This window comes from Rhodococcus sp. 14-2470-1b, from assembly GCF_002259415.1.
Classification (GTDB): domain Bacteria; phylum Actinomycetota; class Actinomycetes; order Mycobacteriales; family Mycobacteriaceae; genus Rhodococcoides.
The window spans coordinates 208,652-234,995 of the sequence record NZ_NPFY01000001.1 but is presented as its reverse complement, the minus strand read 5'-3'; the positions used below and the strand labels follow the sequence as shown (position 1 = coordinate 234,995).

Below are 26,344 nucleotides of genomic sequence, written 5' to 3'. Positions count from 1 at the left end.
GGCGAGGGAGGTGTCGCGCCAGGCGGGGAAGGCGGCTGCGGCGGCGTCGATGACGGTGCGTGCGTCGTCGAGGTTGGCGAGTGCGAGCTGGCCGGTGACCTCGCCGGTGGCGGGGTTGGTGACCGGTGCGGTGGTGGTGGAGGTACCAGCGAACGGCTTACCGTCCACCCAATGTCCGATTACGTTGCTGCTCATTACTTTTACCCCTTGTGCTTTGCGATGTAGTCGTTGATGGTCTCGAGCTGGTAGCGCGAGACCTCGTCGGCGTTCTCGTTCTCGCCGAAGACGCTCGACACCATGACCGTGTCGTCACGGTCGTAGAACCCGAGCTTGCTCAGGCCGCCGAAGAACTCGTCCCAGTTGACGTCGCCATCCCCGATCTTGAGGTGCTGGTGTACGCGCACTGCATTTCCGGGCGGGTTCGTGATGTAGCGAAGCCCGTGCGAGCGGTGATGGTCCATCGTGTCCGCGACGTGCACCAGGCGAACGAGATCGCCTGCGGTCTGGAAGATTCCGGGCAGATCACCACCCATGTGGAACTGATGGCACGCGACGACGACCATGCCGAAGTTCTTGGAGTTGATGCCGCGGATGACCCGGATGGCAGCCTGTCCGTCCTCGACGAAATCGTCGGGGTGCGGATCGATGCGAACGTCGATGCCTTCACGTTCGACGATCGGAACGAGTTCCTCCATCGAGCGGTAGAACGCCCGCTCGGACTCCTCCGCCTTCTCCGGTCGTCCGCTGAACTCGGTGTTCATGACGTTCACGCCGAGGTCGACGGTGATCTGAATGGCTCGCTTCCAGTACCGAACTGCGGCCTCGCGCGCATCCTCGTCCGGGCCTGCCCAGCGCAACACGGGGAGCACGGAGGCGATACCGACACCGGCATCCTTGCAGGCCTTCTTGAACTTGGCGACCAGGTCGTCGTCGGCCTTCGGGTGGTTGTAGAACGGGATCATGTCGACGTGCGGGGTCAGCTGCAGGTACTCGTAGCCGAGGTCGGCTACGACGCGGGGCAGCTCCAGCAGCGAGAAATCGTGATGGAACGGAGTGGGATCGAGTGCGATCTTCATGGTGTCGGCTTGGTCCTAATGTTGTCAGTTGCCGGACGGGCGGAGGAAGGGGCGCTGGATCTTCTTCCACTTCTCGTAGGTGGCGTACGCGGTCTGCGTCGACTCGAGAGTCGAGGTCGCACTGACCGGTACGTCCCACCACGATTCGGAGTCCGGTGCCGCGATCAGCGGATCGGTCTCCACGTGGATGACGGTGGACGTCTCGCTCGCTTTGGCGGCCTTGACCGCGTCGGTGAACTCGTTGCCGTTGTTCACGCGTACCACGTCGACGCCGAGGCTGGCCGCGTTGGCCGCGAGGTCGACCGGCAGAATGCTGCCCTGCAGGCGTCCGTTCTCGGCGCGGTAGCGGTAGTCGGTGCCGAAGCGCTGCGATCCGAGGGATTCCGACAACGATCCGATCGACGCGAAGCCATGGTTCTGCACCAGGATCATGATGACCTTGACGCCTTCCTGCACGGCGGTGACCAGTTCGGTCGCCATCATGAGGTAGGAGCCGTCACCGACCATGATGAACACGTCGCGGTCCGGCTCGGCCATCTTGGCGCCGATACCGCCGGCGACCTCGTAGCCCATGCACGAGAAACCGTACTCGACGTGGTATCCCTTGGAATCTCTTGTGCGCCAGAGCTTGTGAAGATCACCGGGCATCGAGCCTGCCGCGCAGACGACGACGTCGCGGGGGTCGGACAGCGTGTTCGCGAGGCCGATGACCTGGTTCTGATTCAGAGGTGCGGTGGAATCCTCGATCTTGTAGACCGAGGACACTGTGTCGTCCCACTGCTGAGCGAGCTGGGAGACGAGGGTGCGGTACTCGGCGGGAACCTCGTAGTCGCCGAGGGCGTCGATCAACGCCTCCAAGGCCTCGCGAGCGTCGGAGACGACGGAGATGCCGCCCTGCTTGACCGAGTCGATCGACGCGACGTTGATGTTGACGAAACGTACGTCGGGGTTGTTGAACGCCGTGCGCGACGCAGAGGTGAAATCGCTGTAGCGCGTGCCGATTCCGATGATGACGTCGGCGTCGGTGGCCAGTGCGTTGGCAGCGGTGGTGCCGGTGGATCCGAGAGCGCCGACGGACTGCGGGTGGTCGTACGTCAGCGAGCCCTTCCCTGCCTGGCTCTGGCCGACCGGAATGCCGGTCTTCTCGCACAGTGCAGCGAGTGCGTCGGTGGCGCCGGAGTAGATCACGCCACCGCCTGCGACGATCAGCGGTTTCTTCGCGGTGCGGATGACCTCGGCGGCACGCGAGACCACGGACTTCTCGGGCAGCGGACGAGCGACGTGCCAGGTACGCGGCGCGAACAGTGATTCGGGCCAGTCGAATGCCTCGGCCTGAACGTCCTGCGGGATGGCGACGGTGGCGGCGCCGGTCTCGACGGGATCGGTCAGCACGCGCATCGCACCGAGCAGTGCGCCGGGCAACTGCTCCGGGCGCCACACGCGGTCGAAGTAGCGGGAGAGTGGCTTGAACGAGTCGTTGACCGTGACGTCTCCGCTCGACGGGAGCTCCAGTTCCTGCAGCACCGGGGCACTTGCGCGGGTGGCGAACGTGTCGGCAGGCAGCAGCAGGACCGGCAGGCGGTTGATCGTCGCCAGTGCAGCGCCGGTCAGCATGTTCGTCGAGCCGGGTCCGACGCTTGCCGTGACGGCCCACGCCTGGAGGCGGTCCTTCTGCCGCGCGTATGCGACGGCGCTGTGCACCATTGCCTGCTCGTTGCGTCCGAGAACATAGGGCAGTTCCGGGTCTGTGCCGGCTTCGACGGCGTCGATCTCGGCCTGCAGAAGCGCCTGGCCGAGGCCGGCCACGTTGCCATGTCCGAAGATGCCGAATGCGCCTGCGAAGAACTTGGTACGCACGCCGTCACGCTCGACGTACTGGTTCGCCAGGAACTTCACGGTTGCCTGGGACACGGTGAGATGAACCGTGCCTTCGGTGTTTTCGGTCTTGCTCGCCGAGATCGGTGCGGTGGACACCACGGTCATGCTCCTGTCGATGCGGAGTTGAGGGGAAGGCGAGGATCGACGGCCTGGTCTGCCCAGGTGCCGCGGATCCAGGTGTGCTCGGGATCGTCGACGATGTTCCAGGCGCGTTCCTTACCCGGTCCGGCCATGACGTTCAGGTAGTACATGTGGTAGCCGGGTGCTGCGACGGACGGGCCGTGGTAGCCGTGCGGGACGAGGACGACGTCTCCGGTGCGGACCTCTTCGAGGACCTCGATGGGACGCGTGGGGGTGCCGTAGACGCGGTGATAGCCGAAACCGTTACTGCCGTCCGGGCCTTCGGCGATCTCGAAGTAGTAGATCTCTTCGAGCGCGGATTCGGTCGGGGTGTTCTCGTCGTGCTTGTGGCCCGGGTAGGACGACCAGTTGCCACCGGGGGTGATGACCTCGCAGGCAATGAGCGAATCGGCCTCGAACGTGTCGGCGGTACCGAAGTTGTGAACCTGGCGGCTGCAGTTTCCTGCCCCACGCAGTTCCACCGAGATGTCGGCCGCGGGGACGTAGCGGAACGGAAGCTTGTTCTCCGCGCGGGCGCCGCACAGAGCGAACCGTCCGCCGTCGACGCTCGAGAGCGTGTACGCCGAGTCCTTGCCGACGTACGCGAAGTCGGATGGTCCGTCGAACACCGATGCACGGCCGGCGAGGTCGAACTTGGTTCCCTCACTGGTGACGGTGGCCGATCCGGACAGCGGAACGACCATGATCTCGTCGGGGCCGGAACTGAGATCGACCGACTGACCGGCAGCCAGCGTCACAGTCCAGAGGCTCGATTCCGTCCAATCGATTCGGGTCGTTCCGCCGGCTCCACTCCTGGCTGCGGACTCGGGCGTCACGGCGACGTCGAAGCCGTCCTTGCTACCGGATCCAGCTGCGATGTAGTACTCGGAATTCATCGACTCACCTCACCATGTTCACAGCGGTGGCAACGGCGCCTGCGACATCGCCGTCCTGGGGGTACAGCAGGGTGCGTCCGACGATCAGACCGCGAACGGCGGGGATCTCGAGCGCCTTGGCCCAGCTCGCGTAGGTCTCCTCCGGGGCGGTCTGAGGATCTCCTCCCAGAAGCAGCGTGGGAAGCGTCGTGGCGTCCATGACGCGCTCCATCTCGTCGACGACGGGGAGCTTCATCCATGTGTAGGCGGACGTCGAGCCGAGGCCTTGCGTGATGTGGATGGACTTGATGACAGCGTCGGCGCTGAGATCGTTCTTGACGCGCCCTTCGACGCGGCTGGACAGGAACGGCTCGACCATGGCGATGAGCTGACGCTCGGCGAGCTCGTCGATCGCCTGGGCGCACGCGGTCATCGTCTCGAGTGTCCCTGGATCGTCGAGTGCAATGCGGGTGAGCATCTTTGCGCCGTTCATTCGAGCCTTGGCGGTGGATGCTGCGGTGGCACCCGTCATGCGGTCGTCCAGTTCGAACGATGCGCCCGCGAGCCCACCGCGGTTCATCGACGAGAACACGACCTTGTCTTCGAGGGCGCCGAGGAGAACCAGGTCGTCCAGGATCTCCGAGGAGGCGAGGACACCGTCGACGCCGGGGTTCTCCAGTGCGGTGCGAAGACGGTCGAGCAGCTCGGTGCGGCTGTTCATCGCGGTCATGTTCGATCCGACCGACAGTGCCCCGCGGGCCGGGTGGTCGGCGGCGACGATCATGAGCCGGCCGTTTCCGCGGATGGTCTCACGAGTGGCGCGGGTTGCCCACGCTCGTTCGATGGCCTGCGGGTCGCTCGCACGAATGGCGGCAACCTCGGCGTAGCTGGACGCAGCAGGTGCAGGGGTCAAGGTGGTTTCAGACATCGACGGCCTCGGTCTTCTTCTCTTCTGGGGCGGAATCTTTTGCGAGAGCGGCGACCTCGGCCGCGGTGGGCATTGCGGTGGAGCACTCGAGCCGCGAGGCGACGATGGCGCCTGCAGCGTTTCCGTAACGGAGGATCTTCTCGAGTGGCCAGTCACCGAGCAGCCCGTGGCACAGCGAGCCGCCGAAGCTGTCGCCTGCACCGAGGCCGTTGACGACATCGACGAAATTGGGGGGAACGGTGACGGTTTCCGATCGGGTCTTGCCCATGACGCCCTTCGGACCCATCTTGACGATCGCGAGCGAGACTCCGAGGTCGAGAAGGGCGTCGGCGGCTTTGTGCGGGTCCGTCTCGCCGACGGCTACCTCGCACTCTTCCTTGTTTCCAACGGCAACGGTGACGTGCTGAAGTGCCTTCTGGACCTGCTCGGTTGCGGCAGCGGTGGTTTCCCAGAACATCGGGCGGTAGTCGAGGTCGAGAACGGTCAGTGGTGCGCGGCCGCGTGCCTCCCAGGCGGCGAAGTGCGCGCTGCGGCTCGGCTCCTCGGACAGCCCGGTGACGGTGGACCAGTACAGACGCGCGTTCTTCACGGCCTCGACGTCGATGTCTTCCGGTCGGATCTGCAGGTCGGGTGCGGACGGCTTGCGGTAGAAGTACAGCGGAAAGTCGTCGGGCGGGAAGATTTCGCAGAACGTGACAGGTGTTGCGTACTGCGAGTCCGTTACGACGAACCGATTGTCGACACCGAGACGGGCCAGTTCGCCTGCGACGTAACGGCCGAACGGATCGTTGCCGACGCCCGAGATCAGGGCGGACTTGTTGCCCAGGCGTGCTGCGGCGACGGTGACGTTCGCTGCGCTGCCGCCGAGGAACTTGCCGAAGGTCTCGACCTGTTCCAGCCCGACTCCGGTCTGCAGAGGGTAGATGTCCACGCCGCTGCGCCCGATGGCGAGGACGTCGAAGGCCGTGGTGTTCGCATCGGCTGAGGTGGTCAAGATCGACTCCAAAGGGTATCGGGGACACAACGTGCGAGGTGCTGCGCAGGAAAGCTTGTCTGCTAATACTGTGCTTCAGACCACAGCGTCATGTCAATACTTTGTCCTGACATTCTTACTTCCAGTCATGCCGATGTTAGTGTTCGCCTACACTCTCGATCAAGCTGGGCGTGGATCTGCTCGCCCTTCGAGGAGATATGGAGAGCTGGACTGTGACTACGTCCAACGTGTCCGCAGGCGAAACCGGCGCGCCCTCTGTGGGGGCGTCCGTCGCCACGCCCTTGTCCGTCGAGCTCGACAGGGGCAGCCCGGTACCTCTCTACTTCCAGCTCGCCCAAGCGATCGAAGCCGCGATTCTCGGTGGACAGTTGGCTCCGGGGGACCGGTTCGAGAACGAACTGGCCCTGGCCAAACGTCTCAATCTGTCGCGTCCGACCACCCGCCGCGCCATCCAGGAACTGGTCGACAAAGGCCTGCTCGTACGCAAGCGCGGCGTCGGGACCCAGGTCGTGCAGAGCCCGGTGCACCGCCCCGTCGAGCTGACGAGTCTGTTCGACGACCTGGCCCGAGCCGGCCAGAGTCCGTCGACCAAGCTTCTCGACTACCACGTCGGTATCGCGACGGACGAGGTCGCGCGTGAGCTCAACATCTCCGACGACACCGAGGTCACGACCATCCGGCGACTCAGGAGTACCAACGGCGAGCCGCTGGCCCTGATGACCAACCATCTGCCCACCGCTATCGCACCCGATCCGGACGAACTCGAGACGCACGGTCTCTACCAGTCGCTGCGGACGCGCGGAGTGCACATCCGGCTCGCGCGTCAGCGCATCGGCGCGAAGGCCGCGGACCGTGACGAGGCACTGCTGCTGGACGAGAAGTACAAGGCCCCGCTTCTCACGATGCATCGCACCGCGTTCGACGACTCCGGCAGCGTGGTCGAATTCGGATCGCACGCCTACCGGGCATCGCGATACTACTTCGACACCACGGTGGTCGACCGGTAGTACCTCAGCGCGGCGCCGCCGTCGAACCCCGAACCTGCAGGCTCGGGGGGATCAGTGTGAGCGTGCCTGGTGCGTCGGGATCCGAGATGCGGCCGACCAGCGCAGTAGCAGCAAGTCGTCCCAGTTCGTACGTCGCGTTGTCCACACTGGTGAGCCACACGTGCCGAAGTCCGGCGAGCGAGGTGTTGTCGTAGCCGACGATGGACATGTCCTCGGGCACGGAGATCCGACGTTCCTTGCAGGCTGTCATCGCGCCGATGGCCACGATGTCGTTGACTGCGAAGATGGCCGACGGTGCGTCGGCACCATCCAGAATCGCCGACGCGGCGGCATACCCGTCGTCCTCGGTCATTCCGCTCGGGAGGACCGAAGCGAATCGGTTAAGTCCGTGCTCGGCCATCGCCGTCCGGTAACTGGCGGCCCGAATGTCCGCCACCGCACCGGTTCCGGCGAGATGAGCGATTCTGCTGTGCCCGAGGGCGACCAGGTGATCGATCGCCAGTGCGGTGCCCACCGCATCGTCGTTCGCAACGACGTCCACGTCGGGCAGATCCAGATCGCGGCTCGCTACGACGACCGTCGGGATCGAACGCGCCGCCTCGAGGATCGTCGGAGTGGGTGTCCGGGTGCCGACGAGTGCGAGTCCGTCGAGTCGCAGGTCCATGAAACTTCGGACGAAGGACGAATCGGAGCTGCGGTCCAACCTGCCGTCGGCGAGGAACATCTTCAGATCTTGTTCCTGCAGAATCGAGTTCATGCCTTCGAGGCAGTCGACGAACCAGGGGTTGCGTAGGTCGTTGAGGAGCACGCCGACGATGTCGGTGCGGTGTTGGGTCAGGCTGCGGGCGCTCAGATTGGGGCGGTAGCCGAGCTCGGTGATGGCGTGCTCGACGGCGGCCCGTTTCTCGTCGCTGACCGAGCTGGATCCGCGGAGAACAAGCGACACAAGAGATTTGGACACGCCAGCATGGGCTGCAACGGTACGGATGGTCGGCCTGCTCACTGCGCCGTCCTCTCCTCGTATCCCGGTGGTCCGGGTGAACGCTAGCAGTTCGGTGTTGACGCGACCGTCTTGCGTGGTTCACACTTTACATTGATTGGACCGGTCCAAAACCGGTGACCACTCCCCATCGTCCCCTTCACTTGAGTGGAAATGTAGGCCCTGGCCTACATTTCCACTCACGTACACGTCAGGAGAACAGCTCGTGAGCCCAGTGCAGAACATTCGCGTCGGAGTTGCCGGATTCGGCTGGATGGGCCGGGTACACACTCAGGCCTACGCCCGTATCCGGCACCACTACCCGGATCTGGCGCTGACGCCCGTGCTGGCATCCGTCGCGGACGAGGTTCCCGGGCGCGCGGAGGAGGCCGCTGCGCAGTTCGGATTCGCCGACGCCACCACCGACTGGCACGACATCCAGAACGATTCGTCCATCGGTGCGGTGTCCATCACGGCACCGAACTTCCTGCATCGCACCATCGGCACCGCCATGGTCGAGGCGGGCAAGCACATCTGGATCGAGAAGCCCGTGGGACTGTCGTCCGACGATGCGCGCGCGGTCGCCGTCGCGGCGGACAAGGCGGGCGTGCAGACGGCCGTCGGCTTCAACTACCGCAACGCGCCCGCGGTCGAGGAAGCGAAAGCGCTCATCGCCGCAGGTGAGATCGGAACTGTCACCCACGCCCGTTTCCGGTTCTTCAGCGACTACGCCGCACACCCGGACGGCGCGCTGAGCTGGCGCTTCGAACGGGCTCGCGGCGGCAACGGAGTCCTCGGTGACCTGGCCTCGCACGGCGCCGACCTACTCTGGTATCTGCTGGGAGACATCGAGTCCCTCGTGGCCGACACCGCGGTGTTCGTCCCGCAGCGCGCCAAGCCGACCGGCGCGACCAGCGGACATGCGCTCGCCACGGGCGGGGAGCTGGGCCAGGTGGAGAACGAGGACTATGTCTCGAGCCAGATCCGGCTCGCCTCGGGTGCCCGCGCAACGCTGGAAGCCAGCCGAGTGTCGGTGGGGGAGCAGAACGCGTACGGCTTCGAGATCCACGGCACCAAGGGCGCTGTCTTCTGGGACTTCCGCCGGCTGGGTGAACTCGGAGTGAGCATCGGAGACAAGTACCAGGATCAGCCTGTCCAGACGGTGTACGTCGGTCCCGAGCACGGTGAATACAGTGCGTTTCAACCGGGTTCGGCGTCGTCGATGGGCTACGACGACCTCAAGGTCGTCGAGGCCGAGCGATTCCTTCGGTCGATCGCAGAAGGCAAGCCCGTCGGTGCGACGGTGTGGGACGCGGTCCGTAGCGCCGAGGTGCTCGATGCGATGACGAAGTCGGTCGCGTCGGGTAGCTGGGTGACGCCGGGCGAGTGATGCCGGATGTCACCCCGCTAGCGGGGTGACATCCCTGCAGCGCGGTAGGCGTCGTCGATCATCGCCATGTTCGTCACCGCGTCGGCTGCGTCGAGCGGAAGTGCTGCGCCGTTCACGACGTGGTCGGCAAAGGCTTCCAACTGATACGTGTAGGACGAGCGCGTACCGAGCTGTTCGACGGTGGTCGTCGACCCGACGGTGACGCTCACGCGATCGTCCTCGTTCGGCTTGATGTAGTTGTGCGCGAATGCTTCGCCCTTCGAGCCGACCACCTTCAGTGTGAACAGGTAGTCCGGGTCGATCATCGAGTTCCGCGACACACCCGTTGCCCCGCTCGGGAATTCGAGATCCACGTCGATCGACTCGTCGACTCCGGGGTAACGCTGCACCGCGGACGCCGACGCAACGATCGGTGCGCCGCCTGCGAACCGGCCGAACAGCCTTTGTGCGTGGAGCCCGTAGCAGCCGAGATCCATCATGACCCCGCCTGCCAAGTCGAGGGACCATCGCAGATCGGCGGGGTCCGGCGCGGGCATACGCATGACGACCTCGACGTGCCGAAGCTCGCCGAGGGTTCCGTCCTCCAGCAGCTGCTGAAGTCGACGAGTCACCGGATGGAACAGGTAGTGAAATCCCTCCATGACCGTGACTCCTGCCGACGCCGCAGCATCGCGAACTGTCGCGGCTTCGACTCGGTCACGCGCGAACGGCTTCTCGGTGAGCACGGGCTTGCCCGCCCGTACGGCCGCGAGATTCCACGGCGCGTGCAGCGAGTTGGCGAGGGGGTTGTAGACGACGTCGACTTCGGAGTCGTCGATGACATCCTGGTAGGAGTCGAGAACCCGGTCCACACCGTACTTTTCGGCGAAGACCGACGCTCGCGCCGTGTCGCGCGCAGCGCACGCGACAAGGCGATGGCCCAGGATCTGTGCCGGTTCGACGATGGCGACCTCGGCGATGCGTGAGGCGCCGAGGACTCCGATCCGTAGAGAGTTCACGGACTACGACGATACGCGGGCGTCGACGACACTCCGCAGGTATGCCACGCTGGCGATCACATCGGTGACAGGGCCCGCATCGGTAGGCTCCTCGGACAGGATGGTGTCCTGCTCGAGGACGAACCAACCGTCGAAACCTGAGTCGAGGAGCCCGTTCACGATCTTGCCGATGCCGACGTCGCCCGTTCCCAGCGGCGTGTACATGCCCTGCGCGACAGCCTCGGTGTAGGTGAGCTCCCCGGCCTGGACGCGTGCTGCGAGGGCAGCGTCGACGTCCTTGAGGTGAGCGTGTGTGATCCGAGACGCGTGGGCCTCGACGAGTTCGAGCGGATCGGTCCCGCCGATGAGGAGGTGGCCGGTGTCGAGGCACAGTGGGATGGTGGAGCCGTTCAGGACCCGGTAGACCTCGTCCCGTTTCTCGATCATGGTGCCGACGTGCGGGTGAAGTACCGCGCGGATTCCGCGCTCGGCCGCTGCTTCCTGTAGCCGATCGAGGTTGCGCAGCAACGTGTCCCATTGTTCGTCGTCGAGCTCGGGGCGCGAGTCGTAACCGTCGCTCCCAGTCGCCGCGGCGAGCACCAGCACCTCGGCGCGGGAGGCGATGAAGGCGTCGAGCAGCGGTGCGATTCCGGGAACAGGATCGTGGTGCGCGTGGTGCAGCAGCACCGGGGCGAACCCGCCGACGGACTTCAGGTCGAACGTGTCGAGCGTGGAGGCGAGCTCGTCCGGGTCGGCGGGGAGGAAACCCTCGGGTCCGACCTCGGTGGCGGTGAGTCCGGCGTCGCGCATCTCGGTGAGGACGCGGTCGGATGCGATCTGGTATCCCCAGCCGGGAACTTCGCAGACGCCCCAGGAGATGGGCGCGCCGGCGATTCGAATGTCGGTATGGGTCGTTGTCACAGTCGTACCTCGTCGATTCGCACCGGTCGATGCTGTTGCAGGGACAGGGTTGCCGCCTCGGCGATGTATGCCACTTCGAGAGCATCGCGTGCGGTGCAGGGGGATTCGATTCGTCCGGTGATCACGTCGACGAACGCGCCGAGCTCGGCCTGGTATGCCGAGGTGAAGCGGTCCATGAAGAACGAGTGAGGCGTCCCGCCCGGGAACGTCGATCCGGCCTCCAGATTTCGCACCGGGACCTGATCGTCCCAGCCGGCGACGACGGAATCGTCGGAGCCGTGCACTTCGAGCCTGCAGTCGTACCCGCGCGCGTTGTAGCGGGTGTTGGAGACGACGCCGATCGTTCCGTTCTCGAATGTCAGAGTGGTCGTGGCAGTGTCCACGTCTCCGTATTCGGTGAAGGCGGGATCACCCTGGTTCGAACCCGCCGCGTACACCTCGGTGACCTCGTGGCCGACGATCCAGCGGACGATGTCGAAATCGTGCACGCTGCAGTCGCGGAAGATGCCACCGGACACGGCGACGTAGTCCAGCGGGGGAGGCGCCGGATCGAGTGTGGTCGAGCGAACTGTGTGCAGCCAGCCGAGCTCACCGGAGGTCACGGCGCTCTTGGCGGCGGCGAAGGCAGGCGCGAAGCGACGGTTGTACCCGATCTGGACCGGGACGTCACTGCTGTCGATCGCGGTGACGACGGCCAGGCTCTCGCCGGGTGTCGCGGCGATCGGCTTTTCGCAGAACACGGGGATGCCGGCGTCGACGCAGGCGAGTACGAGCGCAGCATGTGCGGGTGTTGCCGCAGCGACGACAACTCCGTCGACTCCGGACTTCAGCAGTGCCTCAGCGCCGTCGACCGGCGTGGCGCCGAACTTCGATGCGACTGCGGAGGTGACGGCGGGACGCTCGTCGGTGACGACGAGTCCGTCGACCCCGGCGAGCGTGCTCAATGTGTCGGTGTGAAATGCGCCGATCCGGCCGAGGCCGATGACGCCGACGGTTACGCCCATCAGTGAAGGTCTTTCTGCAGGAGAAATGTAGACCTCGAGTGTGACTCAGATCGACGCGTAGGATCAACCGTCGTGACGCATCAAAAACGCCTCAGAGGATCGTCGTGACGCATCGCTACAAAGTCAATGAGATCGCCCAGCAAGCCGGGCTGAGTCGTGCCACCGTCGACCGCGTACTGCACGATCGACCGGGTGTGCGCAGTGCTACCAGAGCGGAAGTGCAGCAGGCGATTTCGGATCTGGACAAACAGCGGTCCCAACTGCGCCTGAACGGCAGGAAGTTCCTGTTCGACGTCGTCATGCAGACACCGGCGCGCTTCTCGAAAGAATTCAGGGCAGCGCTGGAGGCAGAACTGCCGATGCTCTCGCCCGCCGTGGTCCGGTGCAGGTTCCACTTCAGGGAGACCGAATCGGTGGCCGAGATGGTGGACACACTGGGCCGTTTCACCGCGCGCGGATCGCACGGTGTCATCGTCAAGGCGCCGGACGACCCCGAGGTGGTGGAGGCGGTCGACCGGCTCGTGGCACTCGGTATTCCCGTCGTGACGTACGTGACCGACGTGCCGAGCAGCGCGCGGCTCGGCTACGTCGGCATCGACAACCGGGCGGCGGGATCCACTGCGGCCTACCTGGTCGACTCCTGGCTGGGCGACGCGCAGTCCTCGGTACTGATCTTGCTGACCAGCAACATCTTCAGGAACGAGGGGGAGAGGGAGATCGGGTTCCGCAGCACGTTGCGGGCGCTGGACTCCGGGAGACGCGTCGTCGAGATATCCGACAGCGAAGGGCTCGACTCGACGGTGGAGGAACGGGTCTCGGCCGTGCTCGCGGAGTATCCGGACATCGAGGCCGTGTACTCCATCGGCGGCGGCAACACCGGTGCGGTCCGGGCATTCGAACGGGCGGGCAGGAGGTGCCGGGTGTTCGTCGCACACGACCTCGACGGTGACAACCGGCCGTTGCTGCGCACCGGGTCCCTGTCCGCTGTGCTGCACCACGACCTGCGCGCCGACGCCAGGACGGCCTGCCGCTTACTGATGCAGTCCGCGGGTGCCGTCGACGGCGTCACCGCCGAGCCGTCACCGATCCAGATCGTGACGCGGTTCAACACCCCGGCCGCGCGCTGAGGGCTCGGCGGACATCGCTACCGGGCGAACGGGCCGTCGGTGATCCCGAGCTGCCGGCGAATCGCGTCGATGATCGCCAATGTCTGCACTGCGTCCTCGATCGTGTGCACCGACGATTCCAGGCGGCCCTCGCCGATCGCGCGGGCGGCGTCGACGGCCGCGTAGTGGAGACCGTCCACCTGCACGCCCTTGTCCTCGCGGTACTCGAGTTTCTCACCGCTGCGGAGGGTCACGGTGAAGGATCCCGGCATGAAGAACGGGCCTTCGATCGTCAGTGTTCCGTCGCGGCCGCAGATCGTCGCCGACGTCGGAGTGTTGCTCAGGATCGTGGTGTTCATGACCGAATGGTTGCCGCCGGTGTGGGAGAGCACGGCGGAGACCTGACCGTTCAGTTCGTCGTTCGCGGGCTGGCCGACGGCGATGACGGACTCGGGTACGCCCAAGACCGCGTGGACGAACGACGCGTCGTAGGTGCCGAGGTCCAGCAACGGGCCGCCCGCGAGTGCCGGGTCGTAGATGCGGTGGTCGGTGGTGAAGTACTCGCCGTGGTCCACCAGGACCGTCCGGATCGGGCCGAGCACGCCGTTGTCGACGATCTGACGTAGGACGTCGAACTTCGGCAGGAACTTCGTCCACATGGCTTCCCCGACGAACACGCCTGCTTCGGCGCCGGCTGCTCCGATCTCGGCAGCGCGAGATGCATCGACGGCAAGTGGCTTCTCGACGAGCACGTGCTTGCCTGCAGCTATCGACGCGAGCGCGTTCGTGTGATGTTCGGTGTGCGGCGTCGCGATGTAGACGATGTCGATGTCCGGATCGGCAAGCAGCGCGCCGTAGCTGCCGTAGGACGTCGGCAGGGAGTGGCGCCCGGCGAATTCGGCTGCGCGATCTCCGCTTCGGGAGGCTACGGCCACGACCTGCTGAGTCGAGTTCTTCGCCAGCGATTCCGCGAAGCGGTCGGCGATCCAGCCAGGGCCGAGGATGCCCCAACGCAGTACCGGTGCCTCGTTCGGATTCGGCACGGTCGAGACGGGTAGCGCGGTCATCGGCACACCTGTTCTGTCGAAGGGTGGTTTGTCAGGACATCAGGATGTAATACTCGACACATGACTGTACGTGTTGGAATCATCGGAGTCGGCGTCATGGGTGCCGATCACGCTCGCAAGATCGACGGATCGATCTCGGGTGCGGAAGTGTCCGCGGTCGCCGATTTCGACACAGACCGGGCCAAGACGGTCGCAGCCGAGCTGAAGGCCGCAGACGTGGTGGCCGACGGCTTCGAGCTCATCGCCGACGACTCGGTCGACGCGATCGTCGTGGCGTCGCACGACTCCACCCATGCCGAGCTCGTGCATGCTGCGCTCGCTGCAGGCAAGCCGGTCCTGTGCGAGAAGCCGCTCGCACCGACGGCCGTCGAATGCCGCGAGATCATCGCCGCACAGGGAGACCGCAACCTCATCACCGTCGGGTTCATGCGCCGTTTCGACCCCGCGTACAACGAACTCAAGCGCGCCGCGGCACCCGAGCGGATAGGCGACACCCTCGTCGCGCACTGCGTCAGCCGTAATGTCGTGGCCGGTCCCGGCGACTCGGCGGCCACCATCACCAACTCGGCTATCCACGAGCTCGACATCATGCCGTGGTTGCTCGGTTCCCCTATCACGGAGGTCAGCTGGCATGCAGGCCGGACGTCGAAGCATTCCGGTATCCGTCAGGATCCGCAGATCATGTTGCTGCGCACCGAATCCGACGTCCTGATGACGGTCGAACTGTTCGTGGGCGCCCGCTACGGTTACGACACCCGCTGCGAGATCGTCGGCGAGGAGGGCGTCGCGTCGTTCGCGGTGCCGGCACACGTCATCGTCGACCGCGACCTGAAACGCTCCATCGAGTACCCGCTCGACTGGGTACCGCGTTATGCCGAGGCTTACCGTCTCGAACTGCAGGAATGGGTCGATTCGATCGAGCAGAACCGACCGTCGACGCTTGCCGACGCCGATGCCGGACTCCGCGCGGGGCTCGTCGCGGACGCTCTGGTGGAATCGATGAACGACGGCGGACGTACGGTTGTCGTCGAATACTGATCTAGTGTCTTCGGAGGTTTTCGTGTCACCTACCATCGGATTGAACGACGGAACTGCCCTTCCCGCTGTCGGACTCGGCACCGTGAAAGCCGACGGAGAGGACATGGCCGCGACGGTCACGTCCGCTCTGGACGCAGGGTATCGGTTGATCGACACCGCGCTCCGCTACGAAACCGAGCCCGGGGTCGGTCGGGCGGTAGCGGCATCCAGCGTGCCTCGCGGTGACATCCTGATCACCACCAAGATCCCTGGTCGACTGCACGGGTACGACGCGGCGAAGGAATCGGCGCGCACGTCTCTGGCGAATCTCGGCGTCGACTACATCGACCTGTTGTTGATTCATTGGCCGTTGCCGAAAGTGAACAAGTACGTCGATACCTGGCGCGCGATGATCGATCTGCAGAAGGAAGGGTTGGTCAAGTCGATCGGCGTCTCCAACTTCACGACCGAACATCTCGACCGTCTCGCCGCGGAGACCGGAGTTGTGCCGTCGGTCAATCAGATCGAACTCCACCCCTACTTTCCCCAGGCCGATCTACGCGCCTACCACGATGAACACGGCATCGTCACCGAGAGTTGGAGCCCCCTCGGACGCGGATCCGAGCTGTTGAACGCGGATCCGATCGCGACAGCAGCCGAGCGGCTCGGTGTCTCGCCGGGGCAGGTCGTGCTCCGCTGGCACGTTCAGCTCGGTGCGGTACCGCTGCCGAAGTCGTCCAATTCCGATCGACAGAAGCAGAACCTGGACATCTTCGACTTCGAACTCACCGATGACGAGATCGACGCGATCTCGGGCCTCGAGCGTGGACGGATCTGGGATCAGGACCCCGACACGTACGAGGAGTTCTGAACGCCCCGTCGGGCTCGGCCTTTCCGCGTGGACTCGCATTGCTCGTGGCGGGCGCGTACTTCATGGAGATACTCGACGCGACGGTGATCGCGACCGCTGTGCCCGCGATCTCGTCGTCGTTCGGTGTGGACGCCGTCGATGTCGGGATCGCGATCTCCGCATACATCCTGACGCTGGCCGTGCTCATCCCGGTCAGCGGATGGATGGCGGAACGGTTCGGGGTCCGGCGTGTGTTCCTCACTGCAATAGTGATCTTCACTGCCGCGTCCGTGGGCTGCGCACTCAGTCCGTCATTGCCGGTGCTCGTCGGAATGCGGGTGCTGCAAGGCGTCGGCGGAGCGATGATGGTGCCGGTCGGGCGCCTCGCGGTTCTGCGTGCGTCGACCAAATCCGAATATGTCCGGGCCATAGCCTATTTGACGTGGCCTGCTCTGACTGCCCCCGTGCTCGCGCCTGCGCTCGGGGGTGCGATCGTCACGTACCTGTCGTGGCGGTGGATCTTCTTGATCAATGTCCCTCTCGGCATCGTCGGGTTGATAGTCGGCCTGAAGGTGGTACGCGGCGACCCGAGTGCGACGGCAGCGCGGCCCCTCGACTGGCGCGGCATGGTGCTGACGACCGTCGGTATCGCCGCGTTGATCATCTCTCTCGACAGTATTCGCGCGGACGGAACACCCTGGGGCGGAGTAGGAATCGGGTTCGCCGTTGCGCTCGTGGCGACGGCTGTGGCCATCGTGCATCTCCGGCGCACCGAGCATCCGTTGCTCGACCTCACGGTGCTGAAAGTGGAGTCGTTCCGCAACACCGCGACGTACGGCTCGTTCTACCGCATGCTGATCACCGCGGTTCCGTTCTTGCTACCGCTCATGTTCCAACTGCGGTTCGGATGGTCACCGCTCGTGTCGGGGCTGATGGTGATCGCGCTCTTCCTGGGGAACATCGCTGTAAAACCGACGACCACTCCGTTGATGCGGCGCTTCGGTATTCGCACCGTGATCGTGGCCGACGGTGCGTTGTCGGTTCTCTGCTTCGCTGCGATCGCTTCGGTGGGTGTCGACACTCCTCCTGTTGCCGTCGCAGCGATACTCGTCGTCAGCGGGGCGCTCCGGTCCATCGGATTCACTGCCTACAATTCGCTTGCGTTCGCCGACATCTCGAGCGAGCGGCTGACACACGCGAATACGTTCAACGCCACTGTGCAGGAGTTGTTCTCCGGCTTCGGCGTCGCACTCGGCGCTATTGCGCTGACGGTCTCGACGTCCATTGTGACCGGGCTCGGCAAGCCGTCCGGCGATGCGTTCTCACTGTCGTTCGCGCTGCTGGGTGTCCTGATGGTCGTCATCGTGGTCGGTGGTGTTCTGTTGCCCAAGGATGCGGGTAGAGCGGTTACCGCTCGGGCCCGGTGACCGAGGCCAGAAGCGTCTTCTTCACCTCGTCCAGAGGTGTGCCGGCGCCGATTCGCGACCGAGTGAGGGCGACGGCGGCGACCACCTCTCCGTCACGGACGAGGGGAACGGCGACCGATTCCAAGTCCGGTCTCAGTGACCCGCTCGGTCCGACGGCGACACCGTCGGCGCGAATGGCGTCCAATTCGTCCAGCAGTGCCGTGGTTCGCTCCGGGTCGTCGCGGAGGTTCTCGGCCGCCCATGCGCGACGCGGCCGCGTCGGCATGTAGGCGAGCAGTACGCGTCCGCCCGCGGTGGAGGGCAACGGGTGACGCCAGCGGGTGGTGTCGACGAAGGCTGCGGCGTCGGTGAGCCCGACGGATTCGATGTTGACGGCATCGTCGCCGATGCGCACGACGAGCAAGGCTGCTGCTCCCGTGCGTTCGTGTAGGTCTTCGAGGCGAGTTCGCGAGAAGTCCGCAATTGCTGTGCGGCCGGAACGCCGTTCCAGCACGGCCGACAGCGGCCCGATCGTGTACCTTCCCTCGCGCTCGTCCAGAAATCCGGATGCGACCAGCCCGTACACGAGTTTCTGGACTGACGACAAGGGTGCGTCGATCGAGTGCGCCAGTTCGGTGAGCGTCAGCCCACGGGGTTCGGTGGTGGCGGCCCCGAGCAGCGCTGCGATTCGGTCGACCGCGCGGTGGTGTGGGCGGCGTTTGTCCTCGGCCATGCACCAACCCTAAATATACCTATATAGGTATGGCAACCACCTCATTGCGTAAAAGTAGTTAGCGTAGGTAAGTTTGATGTATCGGTCGGGGACGATGACAGGAGGAGCTCATGAACACACAGGGACCGCTCGACGGCGTTCGGGTGATCGATCTCGCCACCGTCGTCATGGGACCGTACGCAGCCCAGATACTCGGAGACCTGGGTGCCGACGTCGTCAAGGTCGAGTCACCGGCGGGGGACTCCACCCGGCGATCGGTGCCACGGAGAAACGACGGTATGGGCGCCCTCGCTTTGAACGTCAACCGCAACAAACGCAGTGTCGTGCTCGACCTCAAGACCGAGGCCGGCAAGAACGACCTTCATCGATTGTTGGCCGACGCCGACGTGCTCGTGACCAACATGCGGCCCGGTGCGTTGAGCCGGCTCGGATTCGACTACGACTCGCTGAAGGATAGGTATCCGCGCCTGGTCTACACGAGCGCGCAGGGATTTCGATCCGACTCCGAGTTCGCTGACCATGCTGCCTACGACGAGATCGTCCAGGCGGCCAGCGGCCTGACCGATCTGATGCGCCGTGCCACCGGAACTGCCAATTACGTCCCGACCATCCTTGCGGACAAGGTCTGCGCACTGACCATCGTCTACTCGACGCTGGCGGCCGTGATTCACCAGCGGGCGACCGGAGAAGGCCAACACATCGAGGTGCCGATGACCGACACCATGCTCGCGTTCAACCTCGTCGAGCATCTCGGTGGTCACACGTACGAGCCTCCGGTGGGGCCGACCGGTTTCTACCGGTCGATGAGCGCCGATCACGGTGCAGTGCAGACGAAGGACGGGTGGGCGTGCATCCTGCCCTACAGCCCGGCAAACGTGCACGACTTCTTCGAGGCCGCCGGCCACGGCGACTTGAACTCCGACCCCCGGTTCTCGACGTGGCAGGCGGTTCTCGACGACATGGGCGCGCTGTACGCGGCGATCGAGAAGATCGCACCCGAGCGCACCACCGCCGAGTGGGAGGGGCTGTGCGCCGCGCACAGCATTCCGATGGCCGCGGTATTGGACATGGAGAGCGCCACGGAGTCTCGGTACGTGCAGGACGGGCATCTCCTCGACGTCGCCGAGCATCCCACCGAGGGCAGCTACCGGGCGGTGGGAATCCCGATGCGGTTCAGCGGAACGCCGCTGTCGATTCGCCGCCCGGCGCCCAGCCTGGGTGAGCACAACGACGAGGTGTTCGGTGAGCTGGATCGGGTATCAGTCAGGACTACCGACAGGACGAAGGAGTCCCTTTCATGAGTAAGCACGAACCGCTGGGGCCGCTACAACCCGATTACCTTGCTGCCGATCTGTTCGGCTACCAGGGAATTCTGACCGACGACGAAGCGAAGATCGTGCTGAAGGTACGCGAATTCCTTGCCGCCGAGGTAGCGCCACGGGCCAACGAGTTCTGGGAGAAAGCTCAGTCTCCGGTGCATCTGCTGCCGAAGATCGCCGAACTCGAGATCACCGGGCTCGGCTACGAATTCGAAGGACGCACCGCCGCGCGCAAAGTGCTCACCGGGTGGCTCGGCTTGGAGTTCTCCCGGGTCGATCCGTCGACCGGGACGATGTTCAGCGTGCACAGCGGTCTCGCGATGAGCAGTATTTCCATTCTCGGTTCCGAGGATCAGCGTGAGCGCTGGCTGCCTGCCATGCGTCGGATGGAGAAGATCGGTGCCTTCGGACTGTCCGAGCCCCACGGTGGTTCCGACGTGTCGGGCGGACTCGAGACCACAGCACGCCTCGATGGCGACCACTGGATTCTGAACGGCAGCAAGAGATGGATCGGGAACGCGACGTTCGCAGACCTGATCATCGTGTTCGCCAAGGACGAGGCGGACGGTGAGGTGAAGGGCTTCGTCGTCGAGAAGGAGTTCGACGGCTTCCGTGCCGAAAAGATCGAGGGTAAGTACTCGCTCCGTGCCGTCGAGAACGCCGACGTGTACCTCGAGGACTGCCGAGTGCCGGTGGCCAACAAGCTCGAGAACGCCAACTCGTTCGCGGACACGTCCAAGGTGCTGCGCCTGACGCGCGGCGGCGTCGCGTGGGGAGCCGTCGGCGTCATGATCGGGGCCTTCGAACGGGCGGTCACCTACGCCCAGGAACGCGAGCAGTTCGGTAAGCCGATCGCGTCGTTCCAGCTCATCTCGGATCTGATCGCGCGGATGGCGGGCAACATCACCGCGTGTCTGGGCATGGCCTTGCGGGTGTCACAGCTTCAGGACTCCGGAATTCACTACGACGAACACGCGGCGCTGTCCAAGACCTACTGCACGACGCGGCTCCGCGAGGTGGTCGGCTGGGCACGAGAGATAATGGGCGGTAACGGAATCCTGCTCGAACACGACGTGATCCGATACTTCGCCGACGCCGAGGCTCTGTACTCCTACGAGGGCACATCCCAGATGAACAACCTCATCGTCGGCAGGGGAGTGACGGGCTTCAGCGCCTTCGTCTGACGCCCCACCCCGAACGCGAGAATGCGCCACTGCAGGGCAGTGGCGCATTCATGCTGTAGGGACCAAGCGACGAGCAAGCCGACTAGCGGGCGAACAACAGTGCGCGCTTGACTTCCTGAATAGCCTTGGTGACCTGAATGCCACGAGGGCATGCGTCGGTGCAGTTGAAGGTGGTGCGGCAGCGCCACACGCCTTCGACGTCGTTCAGGATGTCCAGACGCTCGGAGGCGCCTTCGTCACGGCTGTCGAAGATGAACCGGTGTGCGTTCACGATGGCGGCCGGACCGAAGTAGCTGCCGTCGCTCCAGAACACGGGGCACGACGTGGTGCAGCACGCGCAGAGGATGCACTTGGTCGTGTCGTCGAACCGGGCGCGGTCGGCCTGGCTCTGGATGCGCTCACGAGTCGGCTCGTTGCCACTGGCGATGAGGAACGGCTTGACGGCGCGGAAGGCGTCGAAGAACGGTTCCATGTCGACGATGAGGTCCTTCTCGACCGGCAGACCCCTGATGGGCTCGATCGTGATGGTCAGCGACTTGGACGAGTCCTTCGGCAGCATGTCACGCATCAGCACCTTGCAGGCGAGACGATTGACACCGTTGATACGCATGGCGTCGGAACCGCAGACACCGTGTGCGCAGGAGCGGCGGAACGTCAGGGTGCCGTCGAGGTAGCCCTTCACGTACAGCAGCAGGTTGAGCAGACGGTCCGTCGGTAGCGTCGGCACCTGGAAGCTGTCCCAGTGCTGTCCGTCGCCGTTCTCCGGGTTGAAGCGGGCGATCTTGAGGGTGACCATCACTGCGCCGTTGGGTACGGGCGGCTCGGCGACCTGATCTGGCTTGTCGAGAGTGGGGGCGCTCATATCAGTACTTCCGCTCCATCGGCTCGTAACGGGTCTGGATTACCGGCTTGTAGTCCAGACGGATGTCGGTGAGCAGGCCAGTGCCTTCTTTGTAGGCCATGGTGTGCTTCATGTACTCGTCGTCGTTGCGGTTGGGGTAGTCCTCGCGTGCGTGTCCGCCGCGCGATTCCTTCCGGTTGAGTGCTCCGACGACCGTGACCTCTGCCATTTCCAGCAGGAAGCCGAGTTCGACGGCCTCGAGGAGATCGCTGTTGTAGCGAGTTCCCTTGTCCTGCACGGTGATGTGGTTGTACCGCTCCTTGAGGGCGCGAACGTCCTTCAGTGCGGTCTCGAGGCGCTCCTCGGTGCGGAACACCGAAGCGTTGTTGTCCATCGACTGCTGCAGCTCGGTGCGGATGTCCGCGACGCGCTCGTGGCCGTGGTCGGACAGAACGAGTTCGAGCCACTCCTCGACCATCTTCGCCGGCTCCTCGGGGAGCGGAGTGAAGTCCACCGAGTTGGCGTACTTGGCCGCTGCGATGCCCGAGCGACGTCCGAAGACGTTGATGTCGAGCAGCGAGTTGGTGCCGAGACGGTTTGCACCGTGCACCGACACGCATGCGCATTCACCTGCCGCGTAGAGGCCGGGAACGATGTCGTCGTTGTTCCGCAGCACCTCACCGTTGATCTTGGTGGGGATCCCGCCCATGACGTAGTGGCACGTGGGGTAGACGGGCACGGGCTCCTTCACGGGGTCCACGCCGAGGTAGGTGCGCGAGAACTCCATGATGTCCGGGAGCTTCTCGTCGAGAACTTCCTCGGGGATGTGCGTGACGTCGATGTAGACGTAGTCCTTGTTGGGACCTCCACCGCGTCCTTCGAGGACCTCGAGGACCATCGAGCGTGCGACGATGTCGCGAGGCGCGAGGTCTTTGATGGTGGGGGCGTAGCGCTCCATGAAGCGCTCGCCCGACTCGTTGCGGAGGATGCCGCCCTCGCCTCGAACCGCCTCGGAGATGAGGATGCCGAGACCTGCGAGGCCTGTCGGGTGGAACTGGTGGAACTCCATGTCCTCCAGGGGAAGTCCCTTGCGGAAGACGATGCCCATGCCGTCACCGGTGAGGGTGTGGGCGTTGGAGGTGGTCTTGTACATCCGGCCCGAGCCGCCCGTCGCGAAGACGATGGACTTCGCGTGGAAGATGTGCAGCTCGCCCGTCGCCAACTCGTAGGCGATGATGCCGGTCGCGACCGGACCGTTGTCGGTCTCGGTCAAGCAGAGATCGAGTGCGTAGAACTCGTTGTAGAACTCCACGTCGTGCTTGACGCAGTTCTGGTACAGAGTCTGAAGGATCATGTGGCCGGTGCGGTCGGCGGCGTAACACGCGCGTCGGACGGGGGCCTTGCCGTGGTCACGGGTGTGGCCACCGAAGCGACGCTGGTCGATCTTGCCCTCGGGTGTCCGGTTGAACGGCAGACCCATCTTCTCGAGGTCGAGAACGGCGTCGATTGCTTCCTTGGCCATGATCTCGACGGCGTCCTGGTCGGCGAGGTAATCGCCACCCTTGACGGTGTCGAAGGTGTGCCACTCCCAGTTGTCTTCCTCGACGTTGGCGAGTGCGGCACACATGCCACCCTGTGCGGCACCGGTGTGCGAGCGCGTCGGGTAGAGCTTGGTCAGTACCGCCGTGCGGGCCCGGGGGCCGGCTTCGATGGCTGCTCGCATGCCTGCGCCACCGGCGCCGACGATGAGCACGTCATAACGATGTTCCTGCATGAATGCTTCAGTTCCCTTAGCTCGCCGAAATGTTCGGATCGAAGGTGAAGATGACGTAGGTGCCCAAGCCCATGATCAAGATCATCGACAGCACGAGCAGCGTCGTCAGCCAGAATCGGGTCGAGTCCTTGCGGGAGTAGTCCGCGATGATGGTGCGCAGGCCGTTGCCTCCGTGCAGCTGAGCCAGCCACAGCATCGTCAGGTCCCAGAACTGCCAGAAGGGGCTCGACCAGCGTCCGGCGACGAACGCGAAGTTGATGCGGTGCACTCCCTCGTCGAGCATCAACATGATGAACATGTGGCCCAGAACGAGGACGACGAGCGCGAGTCCGGAGAAGCGCATGAACAGCCATGCGTACAGCTCGAAGTTGCCGCGGGACTTCCGGCGCGGCGAGCGCGGGTTGTCCAGGCTGGCCGGTCGGTCGTAGGTCTTGCCGAGGGACTTGGCCTCGGATCCGTGTGTCGTTGCCATCAGTGCCCGCTCGCTGTGAACATGTTGTAGAAGATTCGGCCCGCTCCCGGAATCATGACCACGATCCACACCGCGGCGATGATCCACAGCATCAGCTTCTGGTACTTCGGTCCCTTGGACCAGAAGTCGACCAGCATGACGCGGATGCCGTTGAGTGCGTGGTACAGCACTGCAGCGACGAGACCGATCTCCATGAGGCCGACGAGCGGCGTCTTGTAGGTGTCGATGATCGCGTCGTACGTCTCGGGGTTGACCCGGACCATTGCGGTGTCCAGAACGTGGACGAACAGGAAGAAGAACACCAACACACCGGTGATCCGGTGCAGGACCCAGGACCACATTCCCGGATCACCGCGGTACAGAGACCGCTTACGCTCCTTGGCCGGAGCGACTTCCGTCGTGCTACTCATCGAGTGCAAAGCCTCCAACGTCATTGGTGGACGCGTCGAGCCTGGTAGCCGGGGCTTGAATGCCTGGCTCGATTTGTCTTACTCCGGCTCCGAACGGTTATCGAATGCCGCCGTCCTCGAACTCTAAACCCATTGGAAACTTGGAACTAATTCGACTCGAGATTCGTACTGACCTGCATTTCGTTGTTAGGTTTGCCTTCCCAATTCTTCGGTATCGGTTCAGTCGTCCGTGGTGCACGGGGGACTCGCTCGTGATTTGATTGTGAACATGCCTGAAATCGACTGGAAGACGTTGCGAGACAAAGCTCATGAGGTTATGAGGCAAGCCTATGCGCCGTACTCCGACTATCCGGTCGGCGCCGCGGCGTTAGTGGACGATGGGCGAATTGTCACTGGATGCAATGTGGAAAATGTCTCATATGGTTTGGGGCTCTGCGCCGAGTGCGGGCTCGTGTCCAACCTTCATTCGACCGGAGGCGGACGTTTGGTCGCCTTCGCATGTTGCGACAGCCGCGGGCAGAAGTTGATGCCCTGCGGCCGATGCAGGCAGTTGCTGTTCGAGTTCGGCGGGACCGGATTGCTCGTCGACACCGCCGCCGGACCGACCCCGTTGGGGGACCTGCTGCCGTCGGCCTTCGGTCCGGACGACCTCGAATCGGGCAGAGTGGGGAACCATGTCTGACGCCACTTCTGTCATCTCCGCCAAGCGCGACGGGCACGAGCTCACCGCCGACCAGATCGATTGGGTGATCGATGCCTTCACTCGAGGCGTCGTCGCCGACGAGCAGATGGCCGCGCTCGCCATGGCCATCTTCTGGCGCGGTATGACGCGCAGCGAACTGAGCCGATGGACGTCGGCGATGATCGCGTCGGGATCGACGATGGACTTCAGCGGGCTGTCCCGTCCCACCGTCGACAAGCACTCGACAGGGGGCGTGGGTGACAAGATCACGCTGCCTCTTGCTCCGCTGGTGGCCGCCTGCGGCGCCGCGGTCCCCCAGCTGTCCGGACGAGGACTCGGTCACACCGGCGGCACGCTCGACAAGCTGGAGTCGATCCCCGGGTGGCGTGCGGACCTGACCGGTGACGACATACACCGCATACTCGCCGATCCCGCGGTCGGTGCTGTCGTCTGTGCTGCCAATGCGGACCTCGCACCGGCCGACAAGAGGCTGTACGCGCTGCGGGACGTCACCGGCACCGTCGAGTCCATCCCGTTGATCGCCAGTTCGATCATGAGCAAGAAGATCGCCGAAGGAACCGGCGCCCTCGTCCTGGACGTCAAGGTCGGCTCCGGGGCGTTCATGAAGAACCTCGCCGACGCGCGGACTCTGGCGGAGGCGATGGTCGATCTCGGCAGCGACGCTGGCGTGCGCACGATCGCACTTCTGACCGCCATGGATTCACCGCTCGGACTCACAGCAGGCAACGCGCTCGAAGTCGAGGAATCACTCGAAGTCCTCGCCGGCGGCGGCCCGGCGGACATCGTCGAGCTGACCGTCACGCTTGCCCGAACGATGCTGTCCGCAGCCGGAATCGAAGGTGTCGACCCCGCGGACAAGTTGGCCGACGGCACGGCCATGGACCGGTGGAAGGCGATGATCTCCGCCCAGGGCGGAGATCCGTCGGCTCCGCTTCCGGACGCGGCCGAATCGCACGACATCACCGCCGAGACCGACGGTGTGATCACGGGCCTCGATGCGATGGGTGTGGGCATCGCCGCCTGGAGGCTCGGCGCGGGACGGGAGCGGCAGGGCGAGCCGGTGCAAGCGGGTGCGGGAGTGCGTCTGCACGCGAAGCCGGGAGACCGCGTCACCGCTGGGCAGAAGATCGCCACGCTCTACACCGACACTCCCGAGAAGTTCGAGTACGCGACGGCAGCGATCGTCGACGCGTGGTCGTTCGGAGACACGTTCGATCCGTCGCCGATAGTCTTGGAACGAGTGGGCGGGTAGCGCAGCCGTGGGTGCGGATCGGGGGCCGCACGGATCCGATGACACGCGAACGCTCCACGAT

26 protein-coding genes are annotated in these 26,344 nt (G+C 64.6%); 10 read left to right on the top strand and 16 right to left on the bottom strand.

Going from position 1 to position 26,344, the window contains the following annotated elements:
- The 6 genes from CH293_RS01115 to iolC all read right to left on the bottom strand — a co-directional run.
- A partial coding sequence (locus CH293_RS01115; RefSeq protein WP_141217124.1) for an aldehyde dehydrogenase family protein occupies positions 1 to 195 on the bottom strand: 195 nt, incomplete at its 3' end.
- Between the two features lie 5 nt (positions 196 to 200).
- A complete protein-coding gene (locus CH293_RS01110) occupies positions 201 to 1,076 on the bottom strand; it encodes a sugar phosphate isomerase/epimerase (RefSeq protein ID WP_037111267.1) in 876 nt (291 codons plus the stop codon).
- A gap of 24 nt (positions 1,077 to 1,100) precedes the next feature.
- On the bottom strand, positions 1,101 to 3,059 hold the full coding sequence (gene iolD / locus CH293_RS01105; protein WP_176459863.1) for a 3D-(3,5/4)-trihydroxycyclohexane-1,2-dione acylhydrolase (decyclizing): 1,959 nt from the start codon (positions 3,057 to 3,059) through the stop codon (positions 1,101 to 1,103).
- Positions 3,056 to 3,970: a 5-deoxy-glucuronate isomerase gene (gene iolB / locus CH293_RS01100; RefSeq protein ID WP_037111266.1), complete on the bottom strand. Its 915-nt coding sequence runs from the start codon at positions 3,968 to 3,970 to the stop codon at positions 3,056 to 3,058. The genes iolD and iolB overlap by 4 nt, the downstream gene beginning before the upstream one ends.
- A gap of 4 nt (positions 3,971 to 3,974) precedes the next feature.
- The gene (locus CH293_RS01095) at positions 3,975 to 4,877 is read right to left on the bottom strand and encodes a hypothetical protein (protein ID WP_037111264.1); all 903 of its coding nucleotides are present in this window, start codon (positions 4,875 to 4,877) and stop codon (positions 3,975 to 3,977) included.
- A complete protein-coding gene (gene iolC / locus CH293_RS01090) occupies positions 4,870 to 5,871 on the bottom strand; it encodes a 5-dehydro-2-deoxygluconokinase (protein ID WP_037111545.1) in 1,002 nt (333 codons plus the stop codon). Before iolC ends, CH293_RS01095 begins: the two co-directional genes overlap by 8 nt.
- A gap of 197 nt (positions 5,872 to 6,068) precedes the next feature.
- Between iolC and CH293_RS01085 the strand changes: the two genes are divergently transcribed.
- A complete protein-coding gene (locus tag CH293_RS01085) occupies positions 6,069 to 6,878 on the top strand; it encodes a GntR family transcriptional regulator (RefSeq protein ID WP_241483823.1) in 810 nt (269 codons plus the stop codon).
- A gap of 4 nt (positions 6,879 to 6,882) precedes the next feature.
- Here the strand turns inward: CH293_RS01085 and CH293_RS01080 are convergent, their stop codons facing one another.
- Positions 6,883 to 7,881 carry a LacI family DNA-binding transcriptional regulator gene (locus CH293_RS01080; RefSeq protein ID WP_037111262.1) on the bottom strand — a complete coding sequence of 333 codons (999 nt, stop codon included), beginning with the start codon at positions 7,879 to 7,881 and terminating at the stop codon, positions 6,883 to 6,885.
- A gap of 211 nt (positions 7,882 to 8,092) precedes the next feature.
- Between CH293_RS01080 and CH293_RS01075 the strand changes: the two genes are divergently transcribed.
- Complete coding sequence (locus CH293_RS01075; protein ID WP_094719100.1) at positions 8,093 to 9,247, top strand: Gfo/Idh/MocA family protein; 1,155 nt, start codon at positions 8,093 to 8,095, stop codon at positions 9,245 to 9,247.
- Positions 9,248 to 9,264: 17 nt separating this feature from the next.
- Here CH293_RS01075 and CH293_RS01070 read toward each other — a convergent pair whose 3' ends face one another.
- The 3 genes from CH293_RS01070 to CH293_RS01060 are packed head-to-tail and all read right to left on the bottom strand — an operon-like array spanning position 9,265 to position 12,149.
- Positions 9,265 to 10,245, bottom strand: a complete 981-nt coding sequence (locus CH293_RS01070) for a Gfo/Idh/MocA family protein (protein ID WP_094719099.1) — start codon at positions 10,243 to 10,245, stop codon at positions 9,265 to 9,267.
- Between the two features lie 3 nt (positions 10,246 to 10,248).
- Positions 10,249 to 11,145 carry a sugar phosphate isomerase/epimerase gene (locus tag CH293_RS01065; RefSeq protein WP_037111258.1) on the bottom strand — a complete coding sequence of 299 codons (897 nt, stop codon included), beginning with the start codon at positions 11,143 to 11,145 and terminating at the stop codon, positions 10,249 to 10,251.
- Entirely contained in the window at positions 11,142 to 12,149 is a 1,008-nt protein-coding gene (locus tag CH293_RS01060) for a Gfo/Idh/MocA family oxidoreductase (protein ID WP_094719098.1), read from the bottom strand. Before CH293_RS01060 ends, CH293_RS01065 begins: the two co-directional genes overlap by 4 nt.
- A 104-nt stretch (positions 12,150 to 12,253) precedes the next feature.
- Here CH293_RS01060 and CH293_RS01055 point away from each other — a divergent pair, with 104 nt between their 5' ends.
- Positions 12,254 to 13,276, top strand: a complete 1,023-nt coding sequence (locus CH293_RS01055) for a LacI family DNA-binding transcriptional regulator (protein WP_176459862.1) — start codon at positions 12,254 to 12,256, stop codon at positions 13,274 to 13,276.
- Positions 13,277 to 13,293: 17 nt separating this feature from the next.
- Here CH293_RS01055 and CH293_RS01050 read toward each other — a convergent pair whose 3' ends face one another.
- Entirely contained in the window at positions 13,294 to 14,322 is a 1,029-nt protein-coding gene (locus tag CH293_RS01050; protein WP_094719096.1) for a Gfo/Idh/MocA family protein, read from the bottom strand.
- 60 nt (positions 14,323 to 14,382) lie between these two features.
- Between CH293_RS01050 and CH293_RS01045 the strand changes: the two genes are divergently transcribed.
- From CH293_RS01045 to CH293_RS01035, 3 genes are read left to right on the top strand one after another with little or no spacing between them, the layout of a single operon-like run.
- A complete protein-coding gene (locus tag CH293_RS01045; protein WP_037111251.1) occupies positions 14,383 to 15,360 on the top strand; it encodes a Gfo/Idh/MocA family oxidoreductase in 978 nt (325 codons plus the stop codon).
- Positions 15,361 to 15,382: 22 nt separating this feature from the next.
- Positions 15,383 to 16,210 (top strand): aldo/keto reductase, encoded by an 828-nt coding sequence (locus tag CH293_RS01040; RefSeq protein WP_037111250.1) that lies wholly within the window; start codon positions 15,383 to 15,385, stop codon positions 16,208 to 16,210.
- A gap of 38 nt (positions 16,211 to 16,248) precedes the next feature.
- Complete coding sequence (locus tag CH293_RS01035) at positions 16,249 to 17,616, top strand: MFS transporter (protein ID WP_255122642.1); 1,368 nt, start codon at positions 16,249 to 16,251, stop codon at positions 17,614 to 17,616.
- On the opposite strand, the gene CH293_RS28050 is transcribed toward CH293_RS01035, so the two are convergent.
- Positions 17,597 to 18,328 carry an IclR family transcriptional regulator gene (locus CH293_RS28050; protein WP_176459861.1) on the bottom strand — a complete coding sequence of 244 codons (732 nt, stop codon included), beginning with the start codon at positions 18,326 to 18,328 and terminating at the stop codon, positions 17,597 to 17,599. The two genes, CH293_RS01035 and CH293_RS28050, sit on opposite strands and share 20 nt — an antisense overlap.
- A gap of 110 nt (positions 18,329 to 18,438) precedes the next feature.
- On the opposite strand from CH293_RS28050, the gene CH293_RS01025 reads away from it, so the two are divergent.
- On the top strand, positions 18,439 to 19,629 hold the full coding sequence (locus CH293_RS01025) for a CaiB/BaiF CoA-transferase family protein (RefSeq protein ID WP_094719095.1): 1,191 nt from the start codon (positions 18,439 to 18,441) through the stop codon (positions 19,627 to 19,629).
- Positions 19,626 to 20,831: an acyl-CoA dehydrogenase family protein gene (locus tag CH293_RS01020; RefSeq protein WP_094719094.1), complete on the top strand. Its 1,206-nt coding sequence runs from the start codon at positions 19,626 to 19,628 to the stop codon at positions 20,829 to 20,831. Before CH293_RS01025 ends, CH293_RS01020 begins: the two co-directional genes overlap by 4 nt.
- An 82-nt stretch (positions 20,832 to 20,913) precedes the next feature.
- On the opposite strand, the gene CH293_RS01015 is transcribed toward CH293_RS01020, so the two are convergent.
- From CH293_RS01015 to sdhC, 4 genes are read right to left on the bottom strand one after another with little or no spacing between them, the layout of a single operon-like run.
- The gene (locus tag CH293_RS01015) at positions 20,914 to 21,693 is read right to left on the bottom strand and encodes a succinate dehydrogenase iron-sulfur subunit (RefSeq protein ID WP_037111246.1); all 780 of its coding nucleotides are present in this window, start codon (positions 21,691 to 21,693) and stop codon (positions 20,914 to 20,916) included.
- 1 nt (position 21,694) lies between these two features.
- Complete coding sequence (gene sdhA, locus CH293_RS01010) at positions 21,695 to 23,446, bottom strand: succinate dehydrogenase flavoprotein subunit (protein ID WP_019666215.1); 1,752 nt, start codon at positions 23,444 to 23,446, stop codon at positions 21,695 to 21,697.
- 16 nt (positions 23,447 to 23,462) lie between these two features.
- Entirely contained in the window at positions 23,463 to 23,918 is a 456-nt protein-coding gene (locus CH293_RS01005; protein ID WP_019666214.1) for a succinate dehydrogenase hydrophobic membrane anchor subunit, read from the bottom strand.
- A complete protein-coding gene (gene sdhC / locus CH293_RS01000; protein WP_094653291.1) occupies positions 23,918 to 24,328 on the bottom strand; it encodes a succinate dehydrogenase, cytochrome b556 subunit in 411 nt (136 codons plus the stop codon). Before sdhC ends, CH293_RS01005 begins: the two co-directional genes overlap by 1 nt.
- A gap of 268 nt (positions 24,329 to 24,596) precedes the next feature.
- Here sdhC and CH293_RS00995 point away from each other — a divergent pair, with 268 nt between their 5' ends.
- Positions 24,597 to 25,010, top strand: a complete 414-nt coding sequence (locus CH293_RS00995) for a cytidine deaminase (RefSeq protein ID WP_080733029.1) — start codon at positions 24,597 to 24,599, stop codon at positions 25,008 to 25,010.
- The gene (locus CH293_RS00990) at positions 25,003 to 26,283 is read left to right on the top strand and encodes a thymidine phosphorylase (protein ID WP_037111244.1); all 1,281 of its coding nucleotides are present in this window, start codon (positions 25,003 to 25,005) and stop codon (positions 26,281 to 26,283) included. The genes CH293_RS00995 and CH293_RS00990 overlap by 8 nt, the downstream gene beginning before the upstream one ends.
- The last annotated feature ends 61 nt before the right edge of the window (positions 26,284 to 26,344 follow it).